This window comes from Veillonella agrestimuris (genome assembly GCF_943193065.1).
GTDB lineage: Bacteria > Bacillota > Negativicutes > Veillonellales > Veillonellaceae > Veillonella > Veillonella agrestimuris.
The window spans coordinates 1-22928 of sequence record NZ_CALPCS010000002.1 but is presented as its reverse complement, the minus strand read 5'-3'; the positions used below and the strand labels follow the sequence as shown (position 1 = coordinate 22928).

The 22928-nt window shown below is 37.8% G+C and carries 22 protein-coding genes; 2 read left to right on the top strand and 20 right to left on the bottom strand.

Translation table 11 applies throughout. The features are described 5' to 3' along the window. Positions 1-333 precede the first annotated feature (333 nt). Complete coding sequence (locus tag NFR29_RS01105; RefSeq protein WP_251421964.1) at positions 334-936, top strand: HD-GYP domain-containing protein; 603 nt, start codon at positions 334-336, stop codon at positions 934-936. Here NFR29_RS01105 and NFR29_RS01100 read toward each other — a convergent pair. From NFR29_RS01100 to polA, 16 genes are all read right to left on the bottom strand, one after another. Continuing rightward, entirely contained in the window at positions 933-1601 is a 669-nt protein-coding gene (locus NFR29_RS01100; protein WP_251421961.1) for a ComF family protein, read from the bottom strand. The two genes, NFR29_RS01105 and NFR29_RS01100, sit on opposite strands and share 4 nt — an antisense overlap. Then, entirely contained in the window at positions 1601-3754 is a 2154-nt protein-coding gene (gene recD2, locus NFR29_RS01095; RefSeq protein WP_251421958.1) for an SF1B family DNA helicase RecD2, read from the bottom strand. The genes NFR29_RS01100 and recD2 overlap by 1 nt, the downstream gene beginning before the upstream one ends. Further along, a complete protein-coding gene (locus NFR29_RS01090) occupies positions 3754-4518 on the bottom strand; it encodes a shikimate kinase (protein WP_251421955.1) in 765 nt (254 codons plus the stop codon). Before NFR29_RS01090 ends, recD2 begins: the two co-directional genes overlap by 1 nt. Positions 4519-4536: 18 nt before the next feature. After that, positions 4537-5460 (bottom strand): bifunctional riboflavin kinase/FAD synthetase, encoded by a 924-nt coding sequence (locus NFR29_RS01085; protein WP_251421952.1) that lies wholly within the window; start codon positions 5458-5460, stop codon positions 4537-4539. A gap of 8 nt (positions 5461-5468) precedes the next feature. Next, on the bottom strand, positions 5469-6353 hold the full coding sequence (truB, locus tag NFR29_RS01080; RefSeq protein ID WP_251421949.1) for a tRNA pseudouridine(55) synthase TruB: 885 nt from the start codon (positions 6351-6353) through the stop codon (positions 5469-5471). Beyond that, on the bottom strand, positions 6353-7297 hold the full coding sequence (locus tag NFR29_RS01075) for a DHH family phosphoesterase (protein ID WP_251421946.1): 945 nt from the start codon (positions 7295-7297) through the stop codon (positions 6353-6355). Before NFR29_RS01075 ends, truB begins: the two co-directional genes overlap by 1 nt. A gap of 15 nt (positions 7298-7312) precedes the next feature. Next, positions 7313-7669 (bottom strand): 30S ribosome-binding factor RbfA, encoded by a 357-nt coding sequence (gene rbfA / locus NFR29_RS01070; RefSeq protein ID WP_251421943.1) that lies wholly within the window; start codon positions 7667-7669, stop codon positions 7313-7315. Positions 7670-7678: 9 nt separating this feature from the next. Then, a complete protein-coding gene (gene infB / locus NFR29_RS01065; protein WP_251421940.1) occupies positions 7679-10102 on the bottom strand; it encodes a translation initiation factor IF-2 in 2424 nt (807 codons plus the stop codon). Between the two features lie 15 nt (positions 10103-10117). Further along, complete coding sequence (locus NFR29_RS01060; protein ID WP_251421937.1) at positions 10118-10423, bottom strand: L7Ae/L30e/S12e/Gadd45 family ribosomal protein; 306 nt, start codon at positions 10421-10423, stop codon at positions 10118-10120. Then, on the bottom strand, positions 10423-10692 hold the full coding sequence (gene rnpM / locus NFR29_RS01055; protein WP_251421935.1) for an RNase P modulator RnpM: 270 nt from the start codon (positions 10690-10692) through the stop codon (positions 10423-10425). Before rnpM ends, NFR29_RS01060 begins: the two co-directional genes overlap by 1 nt. Next, entirely contained in the window at positions 10692-11777 is a 1086-nt protein-coding gene (nusA, locus tag NFR29_RS01050) for a transcription termination factor NusA (protein WP_251421932.1), read from the bottom strand. The genes rnpM and nusA overlap by 1 nt, the downstream gene beginning before the upstream one ends. Positions 11778-11794: 17 nt before the next feature. Next, complete coding sequence (locus NFR29_RS01045; protein ID WP_251422367.1) at positions 11795-12253, bottom strand: ribosome maturation factor RimP; 459 nt, start codon at positions 12251-12253, stop codon at positions 11795-11797. A gap of 174 nt (positions 12254-12427) precedes the next feature. Next, positions 12428-13117: a hypothetical protein gene (locus NFR29_RS01040; RefSeq protein ID WP_251421930.1), complete on the bottom strand. Its 690-nt coding sequence runs from the start codon at positions 13115-13117 to the stop codon at positions 12428-12430. Continuing rightward, positions 13101-13655, bottom strand: a complete 555-nt coding sequence (locus NFR29_RS01035; protein WP_251421927.1) for a lytic transglycosylase domain-containing protein — start codon at positions 13653-13655, stop codon at positions 13101-13103. Before NFR29_RS01035 ends, NFR29_RS01040 begins: the two co-directional genes overlap by 17 nt. Positions 13656-13784: 129 nt before the next feature. Continuing rightward, positions 13785-14390 carry a dephospho-CoA kinase gene (coaE, locus tag NFR29_RS01030; RefSeq protein ID WP_251421924.1) on the bottom strand — a complete coding sequence of 202 codons (606 nt, stop codon included), beginning with the start codon at positions 14388-14390 and terminating at the stop codon, positions 13785-13787. Positions 14391-14499: 109 nt separating this feature from the next. Beyond that, positions 14500-17127, bottom strand: coding sequence for a DNA polymerase I (gene polA, locus NFR29_RS01025; protein WP_251421921.1), 2628 nt, complete (start codon positions 17125-17127; stop codon positions 14500-14502). A 164-nt stretch (positions 17128-17291) separates the two neighbouring features. Between polA and rpsT the strand changes: the two genes are divergently transcribed. Next, on the top strand, positions 17292-17552 hold the full coding sequence (gene rpsT / locus NFR29_RS01020) for a 30S ribosomal protein S20 (RefSeq protein ID WP_251421918.1): 261 nt from the start codon (positions 17292-17294) through the stop codon (positions 17550-17552). A gap of 147 nt (positions 17553-17699) precedes the next feature. Here the strand turns inward: rpsT and ade are convergent, their stop codons facing one another. The 4 genes from ade to NFR29_RS01000 all read right to left on the bottom strand — a co-directional run bounded on the left by ade (position 17700) and on the right by NFR29_RS01000 (position 22763). Beyond that, on the bottom strand, positions 17700-19376 hold the full coding sequence (ade, locus tag NFR29_RS01015; RefSeq protein ID WP_251421915.1) for an adenine deaminase: 1677 nt from the start codon (positions 19374-19376) through the stop codon (positions 17700-17702). Positions 19377-19485: 109 nt separating this feature from the next. Next, on the bottom strand, positions 19486-20799 hold the full coding sequence (locus NFR29_RS01010) for an NCS2 family permease (protein WP_251421912.1): 1314 nt from the start codon (positions 20797-20799) through the stop codon (positions 19486-19488). A gap of 221 nt (positions 20800-21020) precedes the next feature. After that, the gene (locus NFR29_RS01005) at positions 21021-22193 is read right to left on the bottom strand and encodes a phosphopentomutase (RefSeq protein ID WP_251421909.1); all 1173 of its coding nucleotides are present in this window, start codon (positions 22191-22193) and stop codon (positions 21021-21023) included. Positions 22194-22229: 36 nt separating this feature from the next. Next, positions 22230-22763 (bottom strand): NUDIX hydrolase, encoded by a 534-nt coding sequence (locus tag NFR29_RS01000; protein ID WP_251421907.1) that lies wholly within the window; start codon positions 22761-22763, stop codon positions 22230-22232. Positions 22764-22928 lie beyond the last annotated feature (165 nt).

Below are 22928 nucleotides of genomic sequence, written 5' to 3'. Positions count from 1 at the left end.
TCAGATCTATGAGAATGAAAATTTCAACCCCTTATTTTCATGTATAGAAAATAGGAATAGGATTTATAAGATTTTCTTAATAAATAAATATCATTTATTATATCGCAACATATGATCCACACCGTTAAGGCATTCTATTTTTGTCAATCTTTTTTCTTATGCAAAATGTGAATACTAATTTTAAATTACTTATCTACTTCATACACAAATCAAAAAAAATGTTGTATAATACGAATACTGTTATAGAAGATCGACCTAAAAACTGTACGATGTATACATCTTTTGGGAGAATATGTATACTGTCTAATTGTCTAGTAATTAAAGGGGTATATTATGTTTATGTTATCATTAATGCAGCCATCGGGACTGTATGAATTAGAGAAGGATAGTTTAGAAGCCATAAGCGCTCAGCTATTACAAATGATTCAGATGAAAAGTTATCATTTATATACACATTCTATTCAAGTCTCAAATTACGCAGTCAGTATTGCTGCAAAAATGGGTTTACCATTAAATGAAATTGAACAAATTCGTCATGCCGCTTTATTACATGATGTAGGATTATTAATGGTGCCTAATTCACTGATTCAAAAAGCACCATATCTTAATAAACAAGAAATGTCCAAATATAAACAACACCCTGCTAGCGGTGCCAACATGATTGAAAACTATCCATGTTGCCAACAAATTTTACCATATATCCGCTATCATCATGAAAAATGGGATGGATCTGGCTATCCAAAACACTTACGAGGGGCTAATATCCCTCTCGGAGCGCGCATTATTGCCGTTGCTGATTACTATGACTCTACTGTCAATCCATCTACGGAATTTTGGGCGAAAACAAAAGCGAAAGCCAAAGAAGAATTATTCAGTGCCTCCGGTTCCCTCTTTGATCCATCGGTTGTAAAAGCATTTATAGAAGTGTTAGGCTAAAAACTACCACTCGTCAATGTGAGCCCTTCAATTCTAAGAGGTGACCGAGTCGCTAGCACACGGCTAGCCGCTTCTAATGTGGCTCCAGTCGTATAGATATCATCTACTAATAAAATTCTTGTATCAGTAAAATCTATATCTTTATAATCATCTTGCCAAGTAAAGGCATGTTTCACCGTTTCTAATCGTTCTGTTCCACTTAAGGCCCACATTTCTTTTTTCGTATCGATTTTAGCTAAACAATCTAGCCACCGATAATATTGGCCGTTCCCATACTCTCCTTCTAAGGACAAAGCCCAATCTTTGAAGAAAAGATCGACTTGGTTATAACCTCGAATTTTCTTCTTTTCTGTGCTAGACGGAACAGGAATAATATAATGCGGTTTAAATTGGTGTATATAGAAGTTGTGCGATGCTAAAAAAGGAGCAGTCCCTTTGGACTGCTCCTTTTTTTCATTAAATTTTACATCGTATATAATTGACTTCATACCACCGCGATAATCGCTAAGAATATAAACACAGTCTAAGGATTGTAAAAACTTCTCTGGCACTTGTCTCACATGTAGAATATCAGTAATACAAGATTCACACCATTCCCCTTGTGTCACTACAGGAGTACCACAATGAGGACAAATGGGAGGAAATAAAAAATCTAATAGACCCATTATCCATCACACTTTCCTTGTAAACGTTCTTTAAACAATGTAAATCGTTCTTCTCCATTAACAGTAGCTACCGCTCTTTCAACAGAACTTTTAGTACCAATAATGATCACCTTTCGTTTTGCCCGTGTCACAGCAGTATATAATAAATTACGTTGCAACATGCCTCCATACATAGGAATAAAGGGGATAATGACAACCCCATATTCACTACCTTGGCTTTTATGTACTGTAATGGCGTAAGCAGGCATAATCATATGCACTTCATCGAGAGATAGGCGTACTTCTTTGTGAACGAATCGAATGCACATATCACTCTTCGTAATAGCATAAATAATGCCAATTTCACCATTAAAAATTTCTAATTCATAATTATTTAATATTTGGATCACCTTATCACCAACGCGATAAGTAATCCCATTGGCACGCACTTCTCCTTTATGTGCACTACTAGGGTTCACCACTTGCTGCACATATTGAGATATGCTGATACTCCCAGCTTTTCCTCGGCGCATAGGCGAAATGATTTGAATATCTAACTCATCATCTACGGTGTTAACTTCTCGTTCGTAAACATCGGTAATAGCTTTCATCATGTCATTTAAGGAACTAACGGGAATGAAAGTAAATTCTCCATTTACCGATTCTAAATTAGGCATGTTACCGCTATTAATCGCATAAGCACTATCCACAATACTATTCCCAGAACTTTGCCGATATATATGTTGCAATCTCGTATAAGGTACCATATCGCTATGGAGTAGATCTTTTAAAACAAATCCAGCACCAATAGGCGGCAATTGATCCACATCACCAACGATGACAATATGCGCTTCTTTCGGTATAGCTGCCATTAAAGAATAAAAAAGACGTACATTTAACATGGAAGCTTCATCAATAATGATAACATCAATATCGAGAGGATCATCTTCATTTTTCGTAAAATCATAAGAATCACTGCCTACAACAGGCATCAATAAGCGATGTATAGTAGTGGCTTCAAATTCTGTAGCCTCTGTTAATCGTTTAGCAGCCCGGCCCGTAGGAGCACATAAGACAATGCGATTTAAGCCACCTAATTGAAACCCTTTCACCAAAGCTTTGATGATGGTTGTCTTCCCTGTTCCTGGTCCCCCAGTAATGAGGGAGAACTTTTCAAAAAAGGATAGAGAAATGGCTTCTTTCTGCTCGTCCCCTAATCGGATATGGTTAGACGCCTCAAAGCTTTCAATAAATGTAGGAATGTCAAGAGCAACTGGATCTGCTCCTCCTAAAAAGTGCCGTGCATAATGAACGCCTTCTAATTCTGCTACATATAATTCTGGAGGATAAATATAGAGAATATCATCATAATAAGTACTATATAACAGGCCTTGAGAGATGTTATTTTCAATATAATCAGCTACTAAGTCCGGATTGATCTGTAATATATCATAAGCCCGACTAATGAGCATATCTACAGGCAAACAAGTATGTCCTTGATTGTCTAAAAGCCCTAAAATCCAGTTAATACCAGCTTCTAAGCGACGTTCATCTTGAGGATCCACCCCTAATTGTAAAGCCAATGTATCAGCCGTATTAAATAGCATATCAGGGACGATACGAAGCAATACATAGGGATTGTCTTCTATGACAGAAATAGAGGATGCCCCATAATAATTGTAAACTTGGCGAGACCATTTCGACGAAATTTGATGAGACTCAAAAAACTGGTTCAGTTCTGCTAAAATTCCTTCACCTAAAAGAGTATTATATAACTCTTCTTTCACGCTTTTGCGAATATTCGGCACATCTTTGATCTCTTCTGGCTTCTCTTCTCGCAACACGTCGAGAAGGCGAAGGCCAAAATAATCGCAAATCTTTTCTACCGTCTTTTCCCCTAAACCTTTAATACCCAAATTTAATAAGTAAAGCCTAGCAGCCCCCATATTATCAGGTTTAAGCTTTTCAATGCTATGGGCATCAAATTGGTGTCCATATTTTTTATGCTCTACATATTGACCTTTTACTTCTACGTCTTCCCCTTCTTTTGGGGCTTCAAATCGACCAGTACAAGGGATTGTTTCTTCGTTATAATCTTTCAAGAGAAATACACAATACGTATTCTGCGTATTTTGATATATAATTCGATACACAAATCCTCGTATTGATTCCATTATTTCTCCGTATTTGGTAAAGCTTCTATAATTTCCTGTACAGCATCAGTAATACTACCTTCATTACCAATTTTGATATGAGCTACCTCTTCATAGAGTGGATAACGCTCTTCATACACATTAAAGATATATTCAATACTCTCTTTTACGAGAGGGCGAATTTCTAAATCTAAATCGTCGAGAATATGATTTACGTCTCGATTAACAAATACAACTAAACCATTATTGCGCATAAGATTAACAGTTTTTTCAGACGTAACCGTGCCGCCACCAGTAGCAATAACAGAAGGCTTATTATGAATCAACTCTTTAATCGTTTCATATTCATATTCGCTGAAAGCATCTTTGCCATCGTAAATAAAAATATTTTGTACCGATTTTCCCACTTTATCTTGTATAGTTTGATCTAGATCGTAGAAATCACGGCCCAATTCTTTAGCCAACATTTTCCCTACTGTCGTCTTACCTGCACCAGGCATACCGATGAGGAAAATGTGCTTATGCATATGTTCTTTTAAAAACTCATTGCTAGTAGCTACTACTTGTTTCATGTAAGATTCAATATAAGGAGCCCATTGTGTTTGGCTGCAATTTTCTTTATGTTTGGCAATGATTTCTTCATCTCGCGCTTCATCAATTAAAGGCAAATGATGCTCATCTTTATATTTAGCAATAGCTTCAATAAGTAATAAACGTTGTTCAAATAATGTCACTAATTGCGAATCTATACTGTCAATTTGTTGACGTGCGTCTTTAATATCCATAATTCCCCCTTATGGCTTCTAACCTCTTAAAATCGACAACGCTTGGGCTTCATCAATTTTCATTTGTTCAATTAATTCCTCTAACTGATTAAATTTAATTTCCCCTCGTAAATAAGAAATAAATTGAACTGTTACTTCTTTACCGTATGTATTTTGATCAAAATCAAATAAATGGACTTCACAACGATGATATTGGTTTTTGAAAGTAGGATTATCTCCTATATTGCCTACTCCATCATACCATTTGCCATCTACACAAACGCGATTAGCATATACGCCATCTGGTGGTGTTGCCATTTCATTAGGCAATAATAAATTTACCGTAGGAAATCCTAAAGTGCGTCCCCGCTGATCTCCTTTGATGACAATTCCTTTAAACTGGTAAGGACGGCCAAGCCACTCTGCAGCTTCTTCCATACGCCCTTCTTCAATAGCTTTTCTAATAGCTGTACTAGAAACAGGTCCTTCTTCTGTAGGTAATAGTGATTCTACTAATACTTCAATACCTTTCGAAGCTAATAAATCTACCATAATAGCAGGCGTACCAGCTCCTTTAGCACCAAAAGTAAAATTAGTGCCTACAGCCATAGCTATGACATCAAGATGGTCCGTAAGAACATCTAAAAATGATTGAGGAGACATACTCATAAGCTCTTCGCTCATAGGAAGTCGCAATAGATAGTCTATACCCATTTTCACTAATATATCGTCCATAATAGAAGTAGATAATAACCGTTTTGGCACTTTGTCTGGACATAAAACAGTCTTCGGATGGGCATCAAATGTAACAAGAACAGTAACTCCATTATGAGTGTTAGCAGCTTCAATAGCTCTTTGAATTACCCTTTGATGACCTCGGTGCAATCCATCAAATGTGCCCAGTGCATATACAATTTTATCTTGAATAATAGATAACTCATCAAAGGAGTGTAATTGTTTCATAATGATCCTTAAATAAAAATATTTTTCTCTACCCGTATCGAATCAGACTTCCGTTTGACAATACCAATAAACCCATCTGGTCCATAAGCTCTATATAAGTGAGATGGTACCGTATGACTAAAACTATCTGTTATAGGCAATTCTTTTCCTTGCACCATCATCTTCAATTGTACACTATTTACATCTATTTTTGAAAGATGACTCACTGCAAAATCCGTTGGTAGCAACAAGTTTTCACCATGCACCATTAACTCTTCCGCCATATAGGAATCATGAATAGAAAAAGGTCCTACAGCAGTTCGTGCCAGAGAAGTCATCGTTCCTGGTAATCCAATGCGCATACAAATGTCTCGCAACAGCGATCGAATATAGGTCCCACTGGAACAAGTAACACGAATCGTGAAATACGGGAATGAATGGGCTAATAATTCAATATGTTCAATCATTATGGTACGGCTTGGCAATTCTACAGGAATTCCTTTGCGAGCATATTCATAAGCTCGAATGCCATTGATTTTAATGGCAGAATATTTAGACGGTCTCTGCTCTTGCGTCCCTCTAAAGGTCTCCAATATAGCCTCTAGTTCATCCCAGATAGGCTCATCATGACGAATATGCATCTCTTCATCAGGTAACACAGAGGTGCCCGTACTGTCTTCCGTATCTGTGAAAGTACCGAATCTACATTCGCCTACATAGGTTTTAGAAAAACTTTCTGTATATTCAATGAGACGCGTAGCCTTACCTAAAAATATAGGTAATACACCATAGGCCATAGGGTCTAAAGTACCACTATGCCCTATGCGCTTCTCTTTTAAAATACGTCTACAAATGGCAACTGCATCGTGACTCGTAATCCCCGGCGGTTTTAGAAATGGTAAAATGCCATCCATTATCCAATGACCTCCAACAATTGTTTCTTCGCTTCTTCTATATCGCCTGTAATGGTGCAACCAGCAGCGCGAATATGACCTCCACCGCCGAATTGTTGAGCAATAGCATTTACATCAGTTCTTTTGGAACGAAGGCTAACACGAGTACGGTCATGGCTTTCACCTTTTAACAAAATAGCAATATCTACGGTATCTACGTTGCGGATAATATCCACAAACCCATCTGTATCGTCCTTAAGAATAGCCATTGCTATAGGATCTAACTCGATAGTGGCAACCGTATTATCCTTATGAAAACTAATGGTTTGCATAACTGATTTAGTCAATTCCAAACGTTCCGCACTGACTGCTTCAATACGTTCAGAAATGATATGTGGACGAGCGCCCTGTTCAACGCAAAGAGCCGCCATAGCTAATGTGTTAGCCGTGGTGTTACTAAATTTAAAAAATCCACAATCTGTAGCGATAGCCATATATAAAGCATTCGCCATCGACTCTGTAATAGGCCAATTCCAGTTCTTACATAAATCTGTAATGATCTCACCAGTTGCTGCAAAATCGGATTTTAAATATAGATAATCAGCAAATTGAGTATTTGAAATATGATGATCTATATTAAAAATAGGTGCACTATGCAGTGCACCTATTTTACCAATTCGTTCATACGTGCTAGCATCCAATACCATGAGCATATCAACAGATACAGGATTCTCCTCAAAATAAGCAACATCGTGAATGTGATCTGCATAAGTTAAGAAAGAATATTTCTCTGGTACTATATCGTCCACCGCCATATAAACAGTTTTGCCTTGACCTACGAGGGCTTCGTAAAAAGCCAACATCGAGCCAATAGCATCTCCATCGGGGCGAACGTGAACAGTGAGCATAATAGAATTAGCTTCACACAGAGCCATGTGTAATTGATCAATCGTTATATTACTCATGTCTCTTCCTCTATATTAATTAGATGGTTCATCCTTTTTGATTTCATTCAAAAGGGATTCAATATGCATGCTGTAATCTAAAGATGTGTCTTTATCAAAAGAAATCTCTGGAATATGGCGCAATCGAAGAACTTTACCAAGTTCTGTACGAATGTGTCCAGCTGCATGTTTTAGGGCTATCAAAGTATCTTCTTTTTCTTTATCAGACCCAAATAGACTAACGTATATAGTCGCTTCTCGTAAGTCACCTGTTACGTGTACATCGGTAATGGTAGTGAAACCGATGCGAGGGTCTTTAAGACCTCGCATCAGCATCTGACTTACTTCTTGCTTAATAAATTCTTGTACTTTTCGTACCCGAACATCACTCATAATAACCTCCTAGAATTGAGGTGCAATTTCTTCCATCAAGTACGCTTCGATAACGTCCCCTTCTTTGATGTCGCGGTAACCTTCTAAAGAGATACCACATTCGAAAGTTGCTTTAACTTCTTTTACTTCATCTTTAAAGCGGCGTAAGGAATCTACTTTACCTTCAAATACAACGATACCATCACGGATCAAACGCACTTCAGAGTTATTGGTAATGCGACCTTCTGTTACATAAGATCCTGCAACAATGGCTTTCGGTGTAGAAATAACTTGACGTACATCAGCGCGACCAACTACAACCTCTTTAAATTGTGGCGCCAACATACCACGCATAGCAGATTCTACGTCATTAATTGCATCATAAATAACGCGATATGTACGAAGATCGACTTTTTCAGTTTCTGCCGCACGACGTACATTCGCATCTGGACGTACGTTAAAGCCCATTACAATAGCATTAGAAGCAGAAGCAAGCATAATATCAGATTCATTAATAGCACCTACAGCAGCGTGAACGATAACGATACGCACTTCTGGATTTTTAATGCCTTCTAAGGATTGACGCAATGCTTCTACAGAACCTTGCACATCTGCTTTAATGATGATATTAAGATCTTTCAATTCACCTTGTTGAATTTGGTTGAAAATATCATCTAATGTAACTTTATGAGTTGCATTTAATTCTTGAACGCGTTGTTTTGCAATACGTTTTTCTGCAATAGCACGAGCTTCGTTATCATCCATACCATTGATGATTTCACCAGCTTGAGGCACTTCGGAGAAACCGAGGATCTCTACTGGCATAGATGGACGAGCGACTTTTACTTTTTCCCCTCGCTCATTTGTCATAGCACGTACTTTACCATATGCAGTACCAGCCAGTACAGTATCACCTACACGGAGAGACCCTTTTTGTACTAATACAGTACATACAGCGCCACGACCTTTATCGAGCTGTGCTTCGATAACAACACCGTAAGCTTTGCGGTTTGGATTAGCTTTCAATTCCATCACTTCTGCAACGAGCAAAATATTTTCCAGAAGGTCATCGATACCTTCTTTTTGTTTTGCCGATACAGGAACCATAATTACATCGCCACCCCACTCTTCTGGCAATAAGCCGTGTTCGGACAATTGTTGTTTTACATGGTCAGGGTTAGCTCCTGGTTTATCCATTTTATTGATGGCTACAATAATTGGTACTTCTGCAGATTTAGCATGGTTAATAGCTTCAATAGTTTGTGGCATTACACCGTCATCAGCAGCTACTACGAGAACCGCAATATCCGTAGATTTAGCACCGCGCAAACGCATCGCTGTAAACGCTTCGTGACCTGGCGTATCAAGGAATGTAATTTTGTTGTCATTATAACGAACTTGGTATGCACCGATATGTTGTGTAATACCGCCAGCCTCTCCAGCTGTTACATTAGTTTGACGAATTACGTCGAGCAATGATGTTTTACCATGGTCAACATGCCCCATAATCGTAACGACTGGTGGGCGAGGTTTCAATGTTTCAGGTGCGTCTTCAATTTCGATAATATCCGTAGGATCCTCTTCTGGCTCTACTTCTGTTACGACTACACCAAATTCTTCCGCTACGATAGTAGCTGTATCTAAATCAATTTCTTGGTTGATGCTCGCCATAACACCTAAAAGCATCAATTTTTTGATGATTTCAGATACTTCACGGCCCATTTTTTCAGCTAATTCTTTAACTGTTAAAGAACCACTTAACTCAATTTCGCTAGCAATAGCGGCTTGTGCCTTACGCTCTTCTTCCGCTTTTTGTTGTAAATATTGCTCATTACGGTGTTTAACCTTATTTTTCTTCTTTTGCATAGAAGTGGACAATAAGGATTGAGGGCGATTATTTCCTTTTTTATTTTTCTTATTTCGGCGATCATCGTTGTTACGACGATCATCATGATTGCGACGATCCTCGTTATGACGACGGTCGTCGGAATTGCGGCGATCATCATGACGATGATTGTGGTGTTGTTCACGATTATCGTTATGACGATTTACAGCATTGTTATGGTTGCCATCTTGGCGAGGACGACCGTTTTCATCTCTGTTTTCATTACGATTATCTTTATTGCGTCCTTTACGATCTTGTTGTTGACCGCTTTTTGTAGGGGCATTGATTTGTACGTGGCGTACATTTGCTCTCGCCTTTTCTTGTTTATGTTCCTTTTTCTCGTCACTACGTTTCTTTTGCGGTTCGCTCACTTTTTTTGATTGTTCTACTTTTGACTGTTCTTGTTTACCTTTAGTTAATGCTTGTTTTACCACATTATATCCTGCATCGTCTACAGTATTAACAGCTTTAGTAATATTTTCAAAATTATTGTTTTGTAAAATAGAAATAACTTCTTTGCTTTCCACGCCAAACTCTTTGGCTATTTCATGAACGCGCTTTTTTGACATCTACATACCCCCTTATTACTGATCAATCTCTTTTAGCAATGCCTTTGCAAATCCCTCATCGTGTACGGCTATAACTACGCGTATTTCTTTTCCAATCGCTCTACCCAAAGCTTCTTTATGCGCTATTTTACGAAGTGGAATATTATGTACCGTTGCTAATTCGATATATTTCTTTTCATTATTCGCTACACAATCACTGGCTAACAATATCAATTTAGCATCTCTCTTTTTTACTGCTTTTTCAACAATAAAATCACCAGAACTAATCGAACCTGCCCGCTGTGCTAATCCTAAGAGATTTAATATTTTTTCGTCATTCATTATGCTTGTTGTTCCAAATCCTGCTCTAATGTTTCATATACATCTTTCGATACAGCATGCTTCAAAGAGCGTTCTAGTTTTCTGCCTTTATAGGCCGCTTGTAAGCACTCTTTGGAAGGACAAATGTAAGCACCTCGTCCAGGCGCTTTGCCAACTCTATCAATACTAATTGTTCCTTCTGGGCTCAATACAACGCGCATTAGCTCTTTTTTGCTCTTCTGTTCTCCACAGCCTACGCAGCTACGCATAGGTTGAGATTTGGTTTTCATTATGCTTCACTTTCTGCTTCATCATCAGTACCGAATCCAGTAAAAGGATGTTCTGCATCTTGACTTTCACTTTTGATATCGATTTTCCAATTCGTCAATTTAGCTGCTAAACGAGCATTTTGACCAGCTTTACCGATAGCCAAAGATAATTGGTAATCAGGTACGACTACATAGGAAGACTTTTCAGACTCACTTACATCTACAGAAATGACTTTAGCAGGACTTAAGGAATTAGCAATATAAATAGCTGGGTCTTCATCCCACTTTACAATGTCAATTTTTTCATCATGTAACTCATCGACGATATGTTGTACACGTTGTCCTTTAGGACCTACACAAGCACCTACCGGATCGATGCTTTCATCGCGGCTATATACGGCAATTTTAGATCGCATACCTGGTTCACGAGCAACTGATTTTATTTCTACAACACCTTCATAAATTTCCGGTACTTCCAATTCAAAAAGTCGTTTCAATAACCCTGGATGGGTGCGAGAAATCATGATTTGAGGGCCTTTTGTAGTTTTCTTAACTTCTACGATATAGCACTTAATGCGATCTCCTTCACGATATATTTCATTGGCAATTTGCTCAATTGGAGGCAAAATCGCTTCTGTTTTACCAAGATCTATATATACGTTCTTACCTTCCACACGAGTAATAATACCAGTAATAATATCGCCTTCACGGCTGTAATATTCTTCGTACACAACACTACGCTCTGCTTCTTTTAAACGTTGAATCAACATTTGTTTTGCTGTATGCGCTGCGCTGCGGCCAAAGTTAGCAGGCGTAACATCTACTTCTACAGTGTCACCGATTTCAAAGCGTTTATCTTTTTGGCGAGCTTCTACTAAACTAATTTCTGTTTCTGGCAATTCTACGTTTTCTACAACTTGTTTCTTTGCCATTACTTTATAAGCCCCTGTTTCCCGATTGAGCTCTACATAAGCGTCAGGATTTGATGTTGGTTCTTTTCTATATGCTTGTAATAAAGCAGCCTCTAAGGATTCAAAAATGACTTCTGGTGCAAAGCCCTTTTCCTTTGTAAGCACCATAACTGCTTGAATTAATTCTTGACTCACTCCTATGCCTCCATATACTAAAAATCAAGATGTAATCGAATTTGTGCGATACTAGACCGTTCAAAGGTCGTACTGTCACCATTGATTAAGAATTCTATAGTCTCATCCGTAAAGCCTTGCAATATACCAGTATATTGTTTTGCCCCATCAATAGGCTTAAACAATTGGATATCTACTTCACGGCCATTATAACGAATAAAATCTTTATCTTTTTTCAATACTCTGTCAAGACCAGGTGAGGATACTTCTAATAAATAATTCTCCACAATTGGGTCTTTTTCATCTAAAGCGGCGCTTACTTTTTCGCTCACCATTTGGCAATCGTCTAAGTCGATACCACCTGGTTTATCGAGATATACTCGTAAATACCAATCTCGTTCACGCACATAGTCTACATCGACTAATTCTAATTCTGTACCGGCAATTACGCCTTCCACTACAGAGGCTACAAACTCCTCTATGGCTTCTCTTTTCATTGCCATCCCTCCTTGTAACTTATACAATCTATATCTTTATAACATGTATCCTTGTTTTACAAACAAAGTACGGTTAATCATAAATGAAAGAGTGGGCTATTTGCCCACTCTTAAAAAAGTTTATATACAAGTCACCCTTATTATAACATATATTACCCATAATGTACAAATCGATTAGCGCTGATTCAACTCTTGTAACATAGGCTGTAAATGTGCTTCTAATAATGGTCCTAATTCTTCAATCGTTTTCGCATCTAAGCGATGATCGATTTCTGGATACTGTTTATATCGCAGCTCTGCAAAAAATTCATCGCGAAATTCATTATAAAAAAGTAGCAAACCTGTACACTCATCTTCTTTGCGATACTCCGCAATAATGAAAGACCCATTAATCATAGATACCGCATTACGAGGTGTAATGTCTAATGTAAAATCTTCAATGCGAGACGGCAATAGCGTTTCAAAATCCCAATTAGGGATACCTTTCTTTCTATAGGTATAAGAAAAACTTTCACTACTATTAATGAGCATTTTCGTTAACCCTTGTACAGCTCGTTCTTGCAATCCACGCCAAAAAGAATCAATATCTGCCCTGACAAACGAAATATCGACGAAGTAGAATAACGGCATTACTACGTGAACCGTGTAATCCTCTACTTCTTTATCATAAAGAGCACACCACTTCCAGCCTAATTCATTTTCATAATGGAATAATGGTAATTGTAAAACTATTTCGCCCTTTTCTAATCGTTCTTCGACCAACTTAATGGCATCTGGACCTGTAACAACTAAAGAAAAAGCTCCTATCGTCTCTGGCAACCAAGAATAATCTAACTGTTTACAAGCTTCAACGACGGTTTTCATATAATACTTCATACCTTTCTTGATAGGTTAATACATTTCTCACGTATTCTCGTGTCTCCGGAAAGGGAATAGTATCAATCATACCATTCCAATTATCGTCTTTAATCCACGATTCCACATGTCCACGCCCTGCATTATACGCCGCTAAGGCTTGTACTTCATCACCATTAAACTCTTGTAATAAATGTGCCAAATACCAAGTGCCTAATTCAATATTTGTATGTGGCTCTTGCAATTGACGATCTGTATAATTGCCATGTCCCATTTGCTCCGCTACCCAATGAGCTGTTTCTGGCATCAATTGCATTAACCCCATAGCTCCTGATGCAGATTGTGCGGTATTTTTATATTTGCTTTCTGCTAAAATAACGCTAGCCACTAAAGATGCTGGAACCCCTTCTTTTATAGCTGCCGCTTCAACTACCTGTCTATATTCATAGGGGTATGCTGTATTGCGGGCTACATTATCTTGTAAATAACAGAAATAGGCCACACCTAATACAACAACTGCCAATGCTGTTGCGGTAGTCCGTTTCATAAAGCCTCCCATTACATTAGACTATAACGTTTTCATAATCCAACACATATATTAATCACATATTTGTACATTCGTAAACAATAAATTCAAGTACGCATAATATAATACATCCAGATCAATATAATTTCATTATACATATAACGACTGCAATTTGTCATGCCATAGAGAATCTAACTGCGCTTGTAAAGATGCCAAATCACCAGTATTATCAATAATAATATCCGCATACTGTCTCTTTTCATCTATCGGCATTTGGCTATCAATACGAGCTAATGCCTCTTCTCTTGTAAATCCATTGCGGTCCATAAGTCGATGTAATTGAACTTCTGGTGTTACATAGACGAGCCATATAGTATCTAATATTTCATACCACTTACCTTCAATAAGAAGTGGAATATCATAGATCAAAACAGGTACACCTTGAGACTCAAACTGTCGTGTTAATTCCTCGATTCGATTTCGAATAAATCCATGAATCGAAGTATTCAATCGTTCACGCTCTTTTGGGTCATGGAACACAATAGCTCCTAAAGCCTCTCGATTGAGTGTTCCATCATCATTGATGACAGTAGATCCAAAGAGCCTTTCAATATCAGCTAGACCTTCTGTACCAGGTGCAACAACTTCTCTTGCTACTATATCAGCATCAATAAAGGGAATTTGTTTATTTTTAAAATAGTGTAAGACTGTGCTTTTTCCTGATGCAATACCACCAGTTAAACCAATTTTTAACATATAATCCCCTTCTGATTAATGCATTTAACACATATGTGCATCATAATGCTAGATAACGCATCTATAATCATTACGAATAAGACTCAACCGATTCATCTTCCAGTACCGCTTACTTAACAAGAGCCCAATTTTCTGCATCATGAACATCTACAATGAGTGGTACATCTAAGGTTACTACACTCTCCATAGTCTCTTTCAACAGTACTTTAATAGCTTCTAGTTCCTCATTAACAGCCTCTAACACGAGTTCATCATGCACTTGTAATAATAGACGCGATGTAAATCCTTTTTCTTCTAACAAGGACTCTACTTTGTTCATTGCTAATTTAATAATATCCGCTGCGGTCCCTTGAATTGGTGTATTCATAGCTGTTCGTTCAGCAAAAGAACGGCGATTAAAATTGCGACTATTAATATCTGGCAATTCTCTAACACGGCCGAACATGGTACGAACTTTTCCCGTCTCATGAGCTTCTTTCACCATATTGTCCATATATTCTTTAACTCGTGGGTAACGACTAAAATACAAATCGATATAATTTTTGGCCTCTCCTCGAGTTATACCTAAATCGCGAGACAAACCAAAATCAGAAATACCGTAAATGATGCCGAAATTAATGGCTTTGGCATGGGACCGCTCTTCACTAGTTACCTCTTCTTGAGCTTTACCTAATACTTCTGCAGCGGTAAAACGGTGAATATCCTTTCCTTCTGTGAAAGCCCGAATTAACGCTTCATCGCCGGATAAGTGAGCTAAAATGCGCAATTCAATTTGAGAGTAATCGGCGCTTACTAATGTATCAAAGCCTTCTCCTGGAGAGAAAAGAGCTCGAATTTCTCTCCCTTTTTCAGTACGCACAGGAATATTTTGAAGGTTTGGATCCGACGAACTCAATCGTCCCGTAGCCGTTACCATTTGATTAAAGGTAGTATGAATACGATGTGTTCTATCATTAATTAACACCGCAAGACCATCTAAATAAGTAGACACTAATTTTGAAATAGTTCTAAAATGTAAGATTTTTTCAATTAATGGACTTTCATTGCGCAACATATCCAATACTTCTGCATCTGTAGAATAGCCTGTTTTTGTCTTCTTAATAACAGGTAACCCCATTTTTTCAAACAAAATAACACCTAATTGTTTTGGCGAATTAATGTTAAAGGTTTCGCCTGCCATATCATAAATTTCTTGCTGCACTTCTTCTAGTTCAGCTTTAAAACGAACTGTCGTATCTTCTAATTTATCTGTATTAATATAAATACCGTTTTTCTCCATAACGAGGAGTGTGTGAATCAATGGTAATTCTATAGTTTCATATAAACGCCATAACTCTTCTCGTTGTACTGTTTCCACTGCAGGCTTGTTCATGGCGAATAAAGCTTTCACCATAGATACACATTCTACGTCCACGCTGCCAGTAGCAATGGATGGAACGGAGAATAGCTCAGTTAAGTACAAGTAACCATAATTAGTCCTAGTTGGATCTAATAAATAGGCCATTAAAGATATATCGTGAATGCGAGGCGTTCCATTATCTTGGAATAATCGAATCGCTGCCGGCTTATCCGTACCTAGTGCTTCTAAAAGGTCCTTCGTTTGCGTCGTTATAACCGTACTAGCACCGTTCAAAACATCTAATAAAAGGGTACCATTCGTACCATCTGTTTTTACAATGAAGTCACCATTAAAGATATAGATAGAATCAATCGTTCTAAACGGAGTTTTTCCATCAAACAAAGCATGGATAGCAACTTTTTTCTCTGTATAGAAATCAGGTGTCAATGCAGTACTATCTGCTAAATCATCTAAGGAAACCTCTTCTTGGACCGCAAATAAGCCGCCAATTTCATCTGCGCTATCACTATCATTGCCCATAACTTGCACTAATCGAGGCGTTAATTTCGTAAAACCTAATGTTTCAAACATAGGTTTTACCTCACTAACGTGAAATTGTTGTACAAAATTTTCTAATTCATATGGCAATTGAAGATCTGTTTTTATAGTCGCCAATTGGCGCGACAAAAAGGCAAGTTCTTTATTTTCTAATAATCGCTCTTTTAATTTCTTACCAGAAATAGCATCGATATTCTCATAAACACCTTCTAATGTGTCGTATTCGGCAATCAACTTAAGGGCTGTTTTTTCACCTACGCCAGGAACACCAGGGATATTATCAGACGAATCTCCCATAAGAGCTTTAATATCAATTACCTTGTCAGGGCCATAACCATATAATTCTTCCATATTCTCCAAGGTCACTTCCAACATATCAGAAATGCCTTTTTTCGTTAGAAATACATGGCTGTGTTCTGTAATTAATTGTAAGTTATCTCGGTCGCCTGTAATAATTTGAACGGCTAAATCAGAAGATCCAAATGTTTTAGATAGAGAGCCTAAAACATCATCTCCTTCAAAACCTTCTTCTTCGATAACACAAATGCCCATCGCTTTTAGTACATCTTGAATAAGACTAAATTGAGGCCGCAAATCTTCTGGAGCATCGGGACGATTCCCTTTATAGTCACTATATAGTTCTGTACGAAAGGTTTGGCGACCTTTATCGAAAGCCACCGCAATGTAATCTGGATTAATTTCTTCGTATAGTTTTATGAGCATCGTCAAAAATCCGTATACTGCATTAGTCGGTGTGCCTAATGCAGAACGCAATGGTGGCAATGCAAAAAAGGCACGAAATAATAGGCTACTGCCATCTATAATCATCAGTTTTTTCATAGAGCACCTCACTTAAATCTATCTATTAATTATACCATAAAAGGAATATATCACTCATGCTGTAACCTCCCTTTTATGAATAAAATAAAAGTTCTTGCTTATCAAATATCTTCTATGATATAATCATTCAGGTATAGAAACGATATTTTAAGGAGGTGACTCAATTGCCAAACATTAAATCCAGTATTAGAAGCGTAAAAACGGATGCTGAACGTCGTGCGAAAAACGCCGCTGTGAAATCTCAAATTCGTACAGCAACTCGTAAAACCGTTGAAGCTGTTCAAGCAGGCGCAGTAGAAGATGCAAAACAAGCACTTGTTCATGCTACTAGCGTAATTGATAAAGCGGCCTCCAAAGGTGTTCTTCATAAAAACACTGCAGCTCGCAAAAAATCTAACTTAGCAGCGAAAGTAAACGCTTTATAATTTAGATCTCAATAGCCTCTACTCTGTAGAGGCTATTTTTGATATAAGGCACAATCACTATAGAACTAAAAAGCAGCCTATCCCATATGGGAAGGCTGCTTTTTGTTTTCTATAAAGACTTTCACTCTATTACTCAACCTATAGTAGCTAACACTCTACAACACCTTTCGTAGTGACGCGAATAGCTGGAATGACTGTAAGGGCTAAGAAACTTAAATTAATAAATGGATCTAAGTCTTTACTGATCCCCATAGCATAGGCTTTCTCTTTCATATGTGCTACTTTTGCATCCACTATATCATGCGGTTCATTGGTAATTAAACCCATAATTTCTAGTGCTAATTCCCCTATAATCTGTCCATTTTCTACCATGACGTAACCACCACCGATGTCTTTGATCCGTTCAATGGCTATCATCATATCCGTATCATTATCACCAACGACGATAAGATTGTGCGAATCATGGGCAAAGGATGTAGCAATAGCACCATTATGAATATTAAATCCTTTGAGTACGCCGACACCATTACGCCCGCTTGCTTTATAACGTTCAATACAGGTAATTTTATTGAATTCACTATTCGGTTTAAATATTCCATTCTCTGATGGTACTATCTCTTCTGTTTTAGCCGTCACAATTTGTCCTGGTATGATATTAATCACTGCATGCGGACCATCAATAGGTAAATCTAATTGAGATGCTTTAAAGTCGCCAATATTAATAGTATTTAGCAACGCTGGTGGCACAGGTCGTTTCGACTTGTGGTATTCACTATGACGATCTACAATTTCTCCATTATAAATGACATCGCAAATAGACACTGTTATTTCATCATCGAGGACCACTAAATTAGCTTTATAACCTGGCGCAATCCAACCAGCATCTCTCAAATCATAACATTGTGCGGGATAGGTACTAGCCATTTTATAGGCTTTAATAGGCATTAACCCAAGTTCGATGGCTCTTCTAATATTATAACTAATATGACCTTCTCGACGGATATCTTCAATATGTTTATCATCTGTACAGAATCCATAACGCTCAACAGGACTACCACTATTAATAATGCCTTTTACAATGGCCTCTAGATTGTGAGCTGCACTGCCTTCACGAATCCACACATATAAACCTTGGCGCACTTGTTCACGAGCATCTTCATAGGTAATGCATTCGTGATTTGTAGTAATACCTGCTAAGCGATAGGCTGCTAATTGCTTCTGTGAAAGCCCAATAATATGACCATCTAACACGCCACCTTTATAAGCGTCTATCTTAGCTAACATATCTGGGTCAGCACCAATAACACCATAACAATCCATGACTTCCGCTAAGCCAAGAATAGCAGGATTATCTAATAATTCGGTAAGCGCTTTACTATCTAATAATGCACCATTATCTTCTCCGGGTATAGCCGGCACACAAGACGGTGCCATAACGTAAACATCACCGCGGGCTTCTCGCGTTTCATCAATCATATACTGAATACCTTTTATCCCTGCCACATTACCAGCTTCATGAGGATCTACAATATACGTTAATGTACCCTCTCTAGATGCTTCAAAAACGAGCTCTCTGGGATTAACTAAGGTCGATTCTAAGTGAAGATGAGCATCTATGAAAGCAGGTACAATATATTTATCGCTATAATCGATTTCCTTAATTCCTTCGTAGTCACCAACGCCCACAATATAACCGTCAGCAATAGCAATATCTCTTACATCCCACACTTCATTACCTACATCTAATACATGAGCTCCTTTTAATACTAAAGGGGCTTTTTCTAGACCCTGTGCAATATTAGATAATTCTTTTGTATATTTCATGCCAGTCTCCTTATTTCACAATGTTTTACGGTTCTATCTATTAAACTATTTTTGCCATTTTATATGTGATCCCCTATTATAATTCCTTATACTCTTATATCTTAGCTTCTTACGCTAGTATTTCTTTTAATACAAAAATGCCTGCTAACACGTACATCACAAAAGATACATCGCTATATTTTTTAGATAGTACTTTTACTAATACATAACTTACTAGCCCCCATTCAATACCTACGCCAATGGAATAGGCAAAAGGCATCATAATGATAGTTAAAAATGCTGGTAATCCTTCAGATATATCGCCAAAATCAATATCTTTTACAGATGCCACCATAAATAAACCTACTACAATCAGTACAGGTGCAGTCGCAGCTACTGGAATAGCTAATAATAAAGGTGCCGCAAATAAAGAGGCAATAAAAAGAACAGCTACTGTCAACGCAGTTAAACCAGTTCGGCCTCCTTCTGCTATACCTGCCGCGGACTCGACAGCTACAATATGCGGTGATGTACCGAGAGCACTACCTACAATGGTACCGATAGCGGCGACTTTCATAGAAGAGCCTTGTACTGCCATTTGCTGTTCTGCTGGTACTTCCGCTTGATTTGTTAAGCCAATCAATACACCTACAACATTAAATAAGTTAACAAATAAGAACGTAAAAATAACGAAGATCATATCTACACTAAAAATTTCAGAGAAATCATAATGCAATGCGATAGGCGCTAAAGACGGTGGCATCGATAGAATTGTATCAGGCATTGTAGTAACACCTGAGAAAAACCCTACAATAGCAGCAATAATAATGGCAAGGAATATGCCACCTTTTACATTACGTACTGTAAATACAGCAATTAATAGTATGCCAAGCATAGCAATCAAACTATTGGCACTATGTAAATCACCAAGGCTCACTAATGTAGCAGGCGAACTCACAATAAGACCGGCACTGCTCAGACCTATGAGGGTAATAAATAATCCAATCCCTGCTGTTACAGCCATCTTTAAGGTATGTGGAATGGCATTAAAAATAAGATTCTTCAAAGGTGTTAGAGCAATGATTAAAAATAAAATACCTGCTATAAGCTGTGCCGTTAAAGCAAAAGCAAAACTATGCCCCATTTGTATAACAACAGTATAAGCAAAAAATGCATTAATCCCCATCCCGGAAAGTCCTGCAAATGGCATATTGCTGACAAAAGCAAGAAGTAAAGTCATTACAATAGCCGATAGAGCAGTGGCCGTAAAAACAGCACCACCATCCATGCCACTAGCGCTAAGTATAGCAGGATTAACAGCTAATACATAAGCTACACATAAAAAGGTAGTAGCTCCCGCAAAGATTTCACTACTGACCGTGCTACCCCGTTCTGTAATATGGAACAATTTATCCCATATACTTGTTCCACGCACCTCATTCATAGTACCTACCTCCTTTAGATTTCTATTAACAAATACGAATCAAACTATATGTATACATTTCTACATACATACACAATTATCCTTTATAAATATACTTGATAACTGGAATTCTAAAAAAGATATACAAAACGCCTTTCATAGAATCTGTATTGATTCGCTTACAGTTGGATGCATACATCGAACTTGGAACCTAAATCCAATCCTATAAAAGGCGTTTTAATTTATATATTTAATTTTGATAAAAATGACTGACCTATATGATAAGAAGCAAGTCCAAAGTTTTCTAATATCGTTTCCCCTATATCAGAAAAGCTACGTCTTGTCCCTAAATCTATAGCATCATTCATACGACAATGATATGCCAATATAGGGACTTGTTCTCTCGTGTGATCCGTTCCCTCCCAGGTAGGATCATTGCCATGATCTGCAGTAATAAGCAATAAGTCATCATCACCTAATAACGGTAATAACCCACTCAACTGATAGTCAAACTCTTCAATAGCTCGTTTATAGCCCTCTGCATTGCGACGATGACCATATAAACTATCAAATTCTACAAGATTAACCATCATGAGTCCCTTAGTAAAACTGCCGCCCAATATATAAGGTACCAAATTCATACCATGAGAATTAGACACGGTAGGATACGACACATCCCATCCTACTTGAGCATAAATATCGCCAATTTTGCCAACGGCCACCGTAGGAATATGCGCTGCTTGCAATTCTTGCTGTACCATTCGCTTCTCAGGCATACGGCTATAATCATGACGATTAGCGGTGCGCATAAAACTTCCTGGCTCACCTACAAAAGGTCTAGCAATAATACGGCCTACATAATAATCTCCAATGCAAACCTTATTACGCGTAATATCACACATGCGATACAATTCCTCAAGAGGGATGACATCTTCATGAGCAGCAATTTGAAACACCGAATCAGCAGATGTGTAAATAATAGGTTTCCCTGTTTTCATATGCTCCTCGCCAAGGCGTTCAATAATCTCTGTACCAGATGCTACTTCATTGCCGAGGAATTCATAGCCCGTTTCTTTTGTAAAAGTCTCCATTAATGCCTGTGGGAATCCATCATAAAAGGTAGGAAACGGCACAGTTACAGGATGCCCCATCATCTCCCAGTGACCACTGGTAGTATCCTTTCCCGTACTAGTAGCTTCCATTTTACCATATGCTCCTATAACCGGATTGGTAGTTTTTTCAATATCTGCAATATGAGATAAGCCTAATTGCTTTAAAGTAGGACAATGAATCGGCCCTACAGTAGATTCAATATGACCTAATGTGTTGGCACCTTCATCATTGAATCTAGCTGCATCTGGTGCATGACCAATCCCCACACTATCCATGACGAGCAAAATAATACGCTTAAACATAAGTACCTCTCTATCTTTTGATACGCAAACCTACTATTACTTAAGATGAGGCAAAGCCAACATAATAGCAGCTAATGATTTACTATCTTTAATATTTTCCTTCTGTATAGCTTCTAGCAATTCAGGTAACGTATAATACTCAATCTCTACATATTCATCAGGGTCCCAATTCGTTGTTCCCATAGTAAGGCCTTTCGCTAAATACAGGTGTAATGTTTCATTACAAAATCCTGGGCTAGTAGCAATGACACCGAGAGGGCGCCATTCAGCAGCACTATACCCAGTTTCTTCCGCTAATTCTCTCTTAGCACACTCTAATGGATCTTCCCCTTTATCCAATTTACCTGCTGGGATTTCTAATAATGGTTCCCCCAAGGCATAACGGAATTGACGTTCCATAACAATCTTATTATCATCTGTAACAGCAATAATAGCCGTGGCACCAGGGTGATGAACTACCTCCCGCCATGCATCTTGCCCATTAACATCAGCAATATCGTAAGTCACTTGTATTAACTTGCCAGCGAATTTTATGTCTGAAGATTTTTGTATTTCTTTAATCACTGCCATAATAAAACTTTCCTTTGATTATATTTATAATTTCCATATAAATATAATTTTACTATAAAAAACCACATATAAACAATTGCATAAAAGCAGGTTCTATAATAAATGTTGGGGTGTCACCATCAAGGTGGCACAACCAACATTATTTTTTTGCAAAAAAAATAAGCA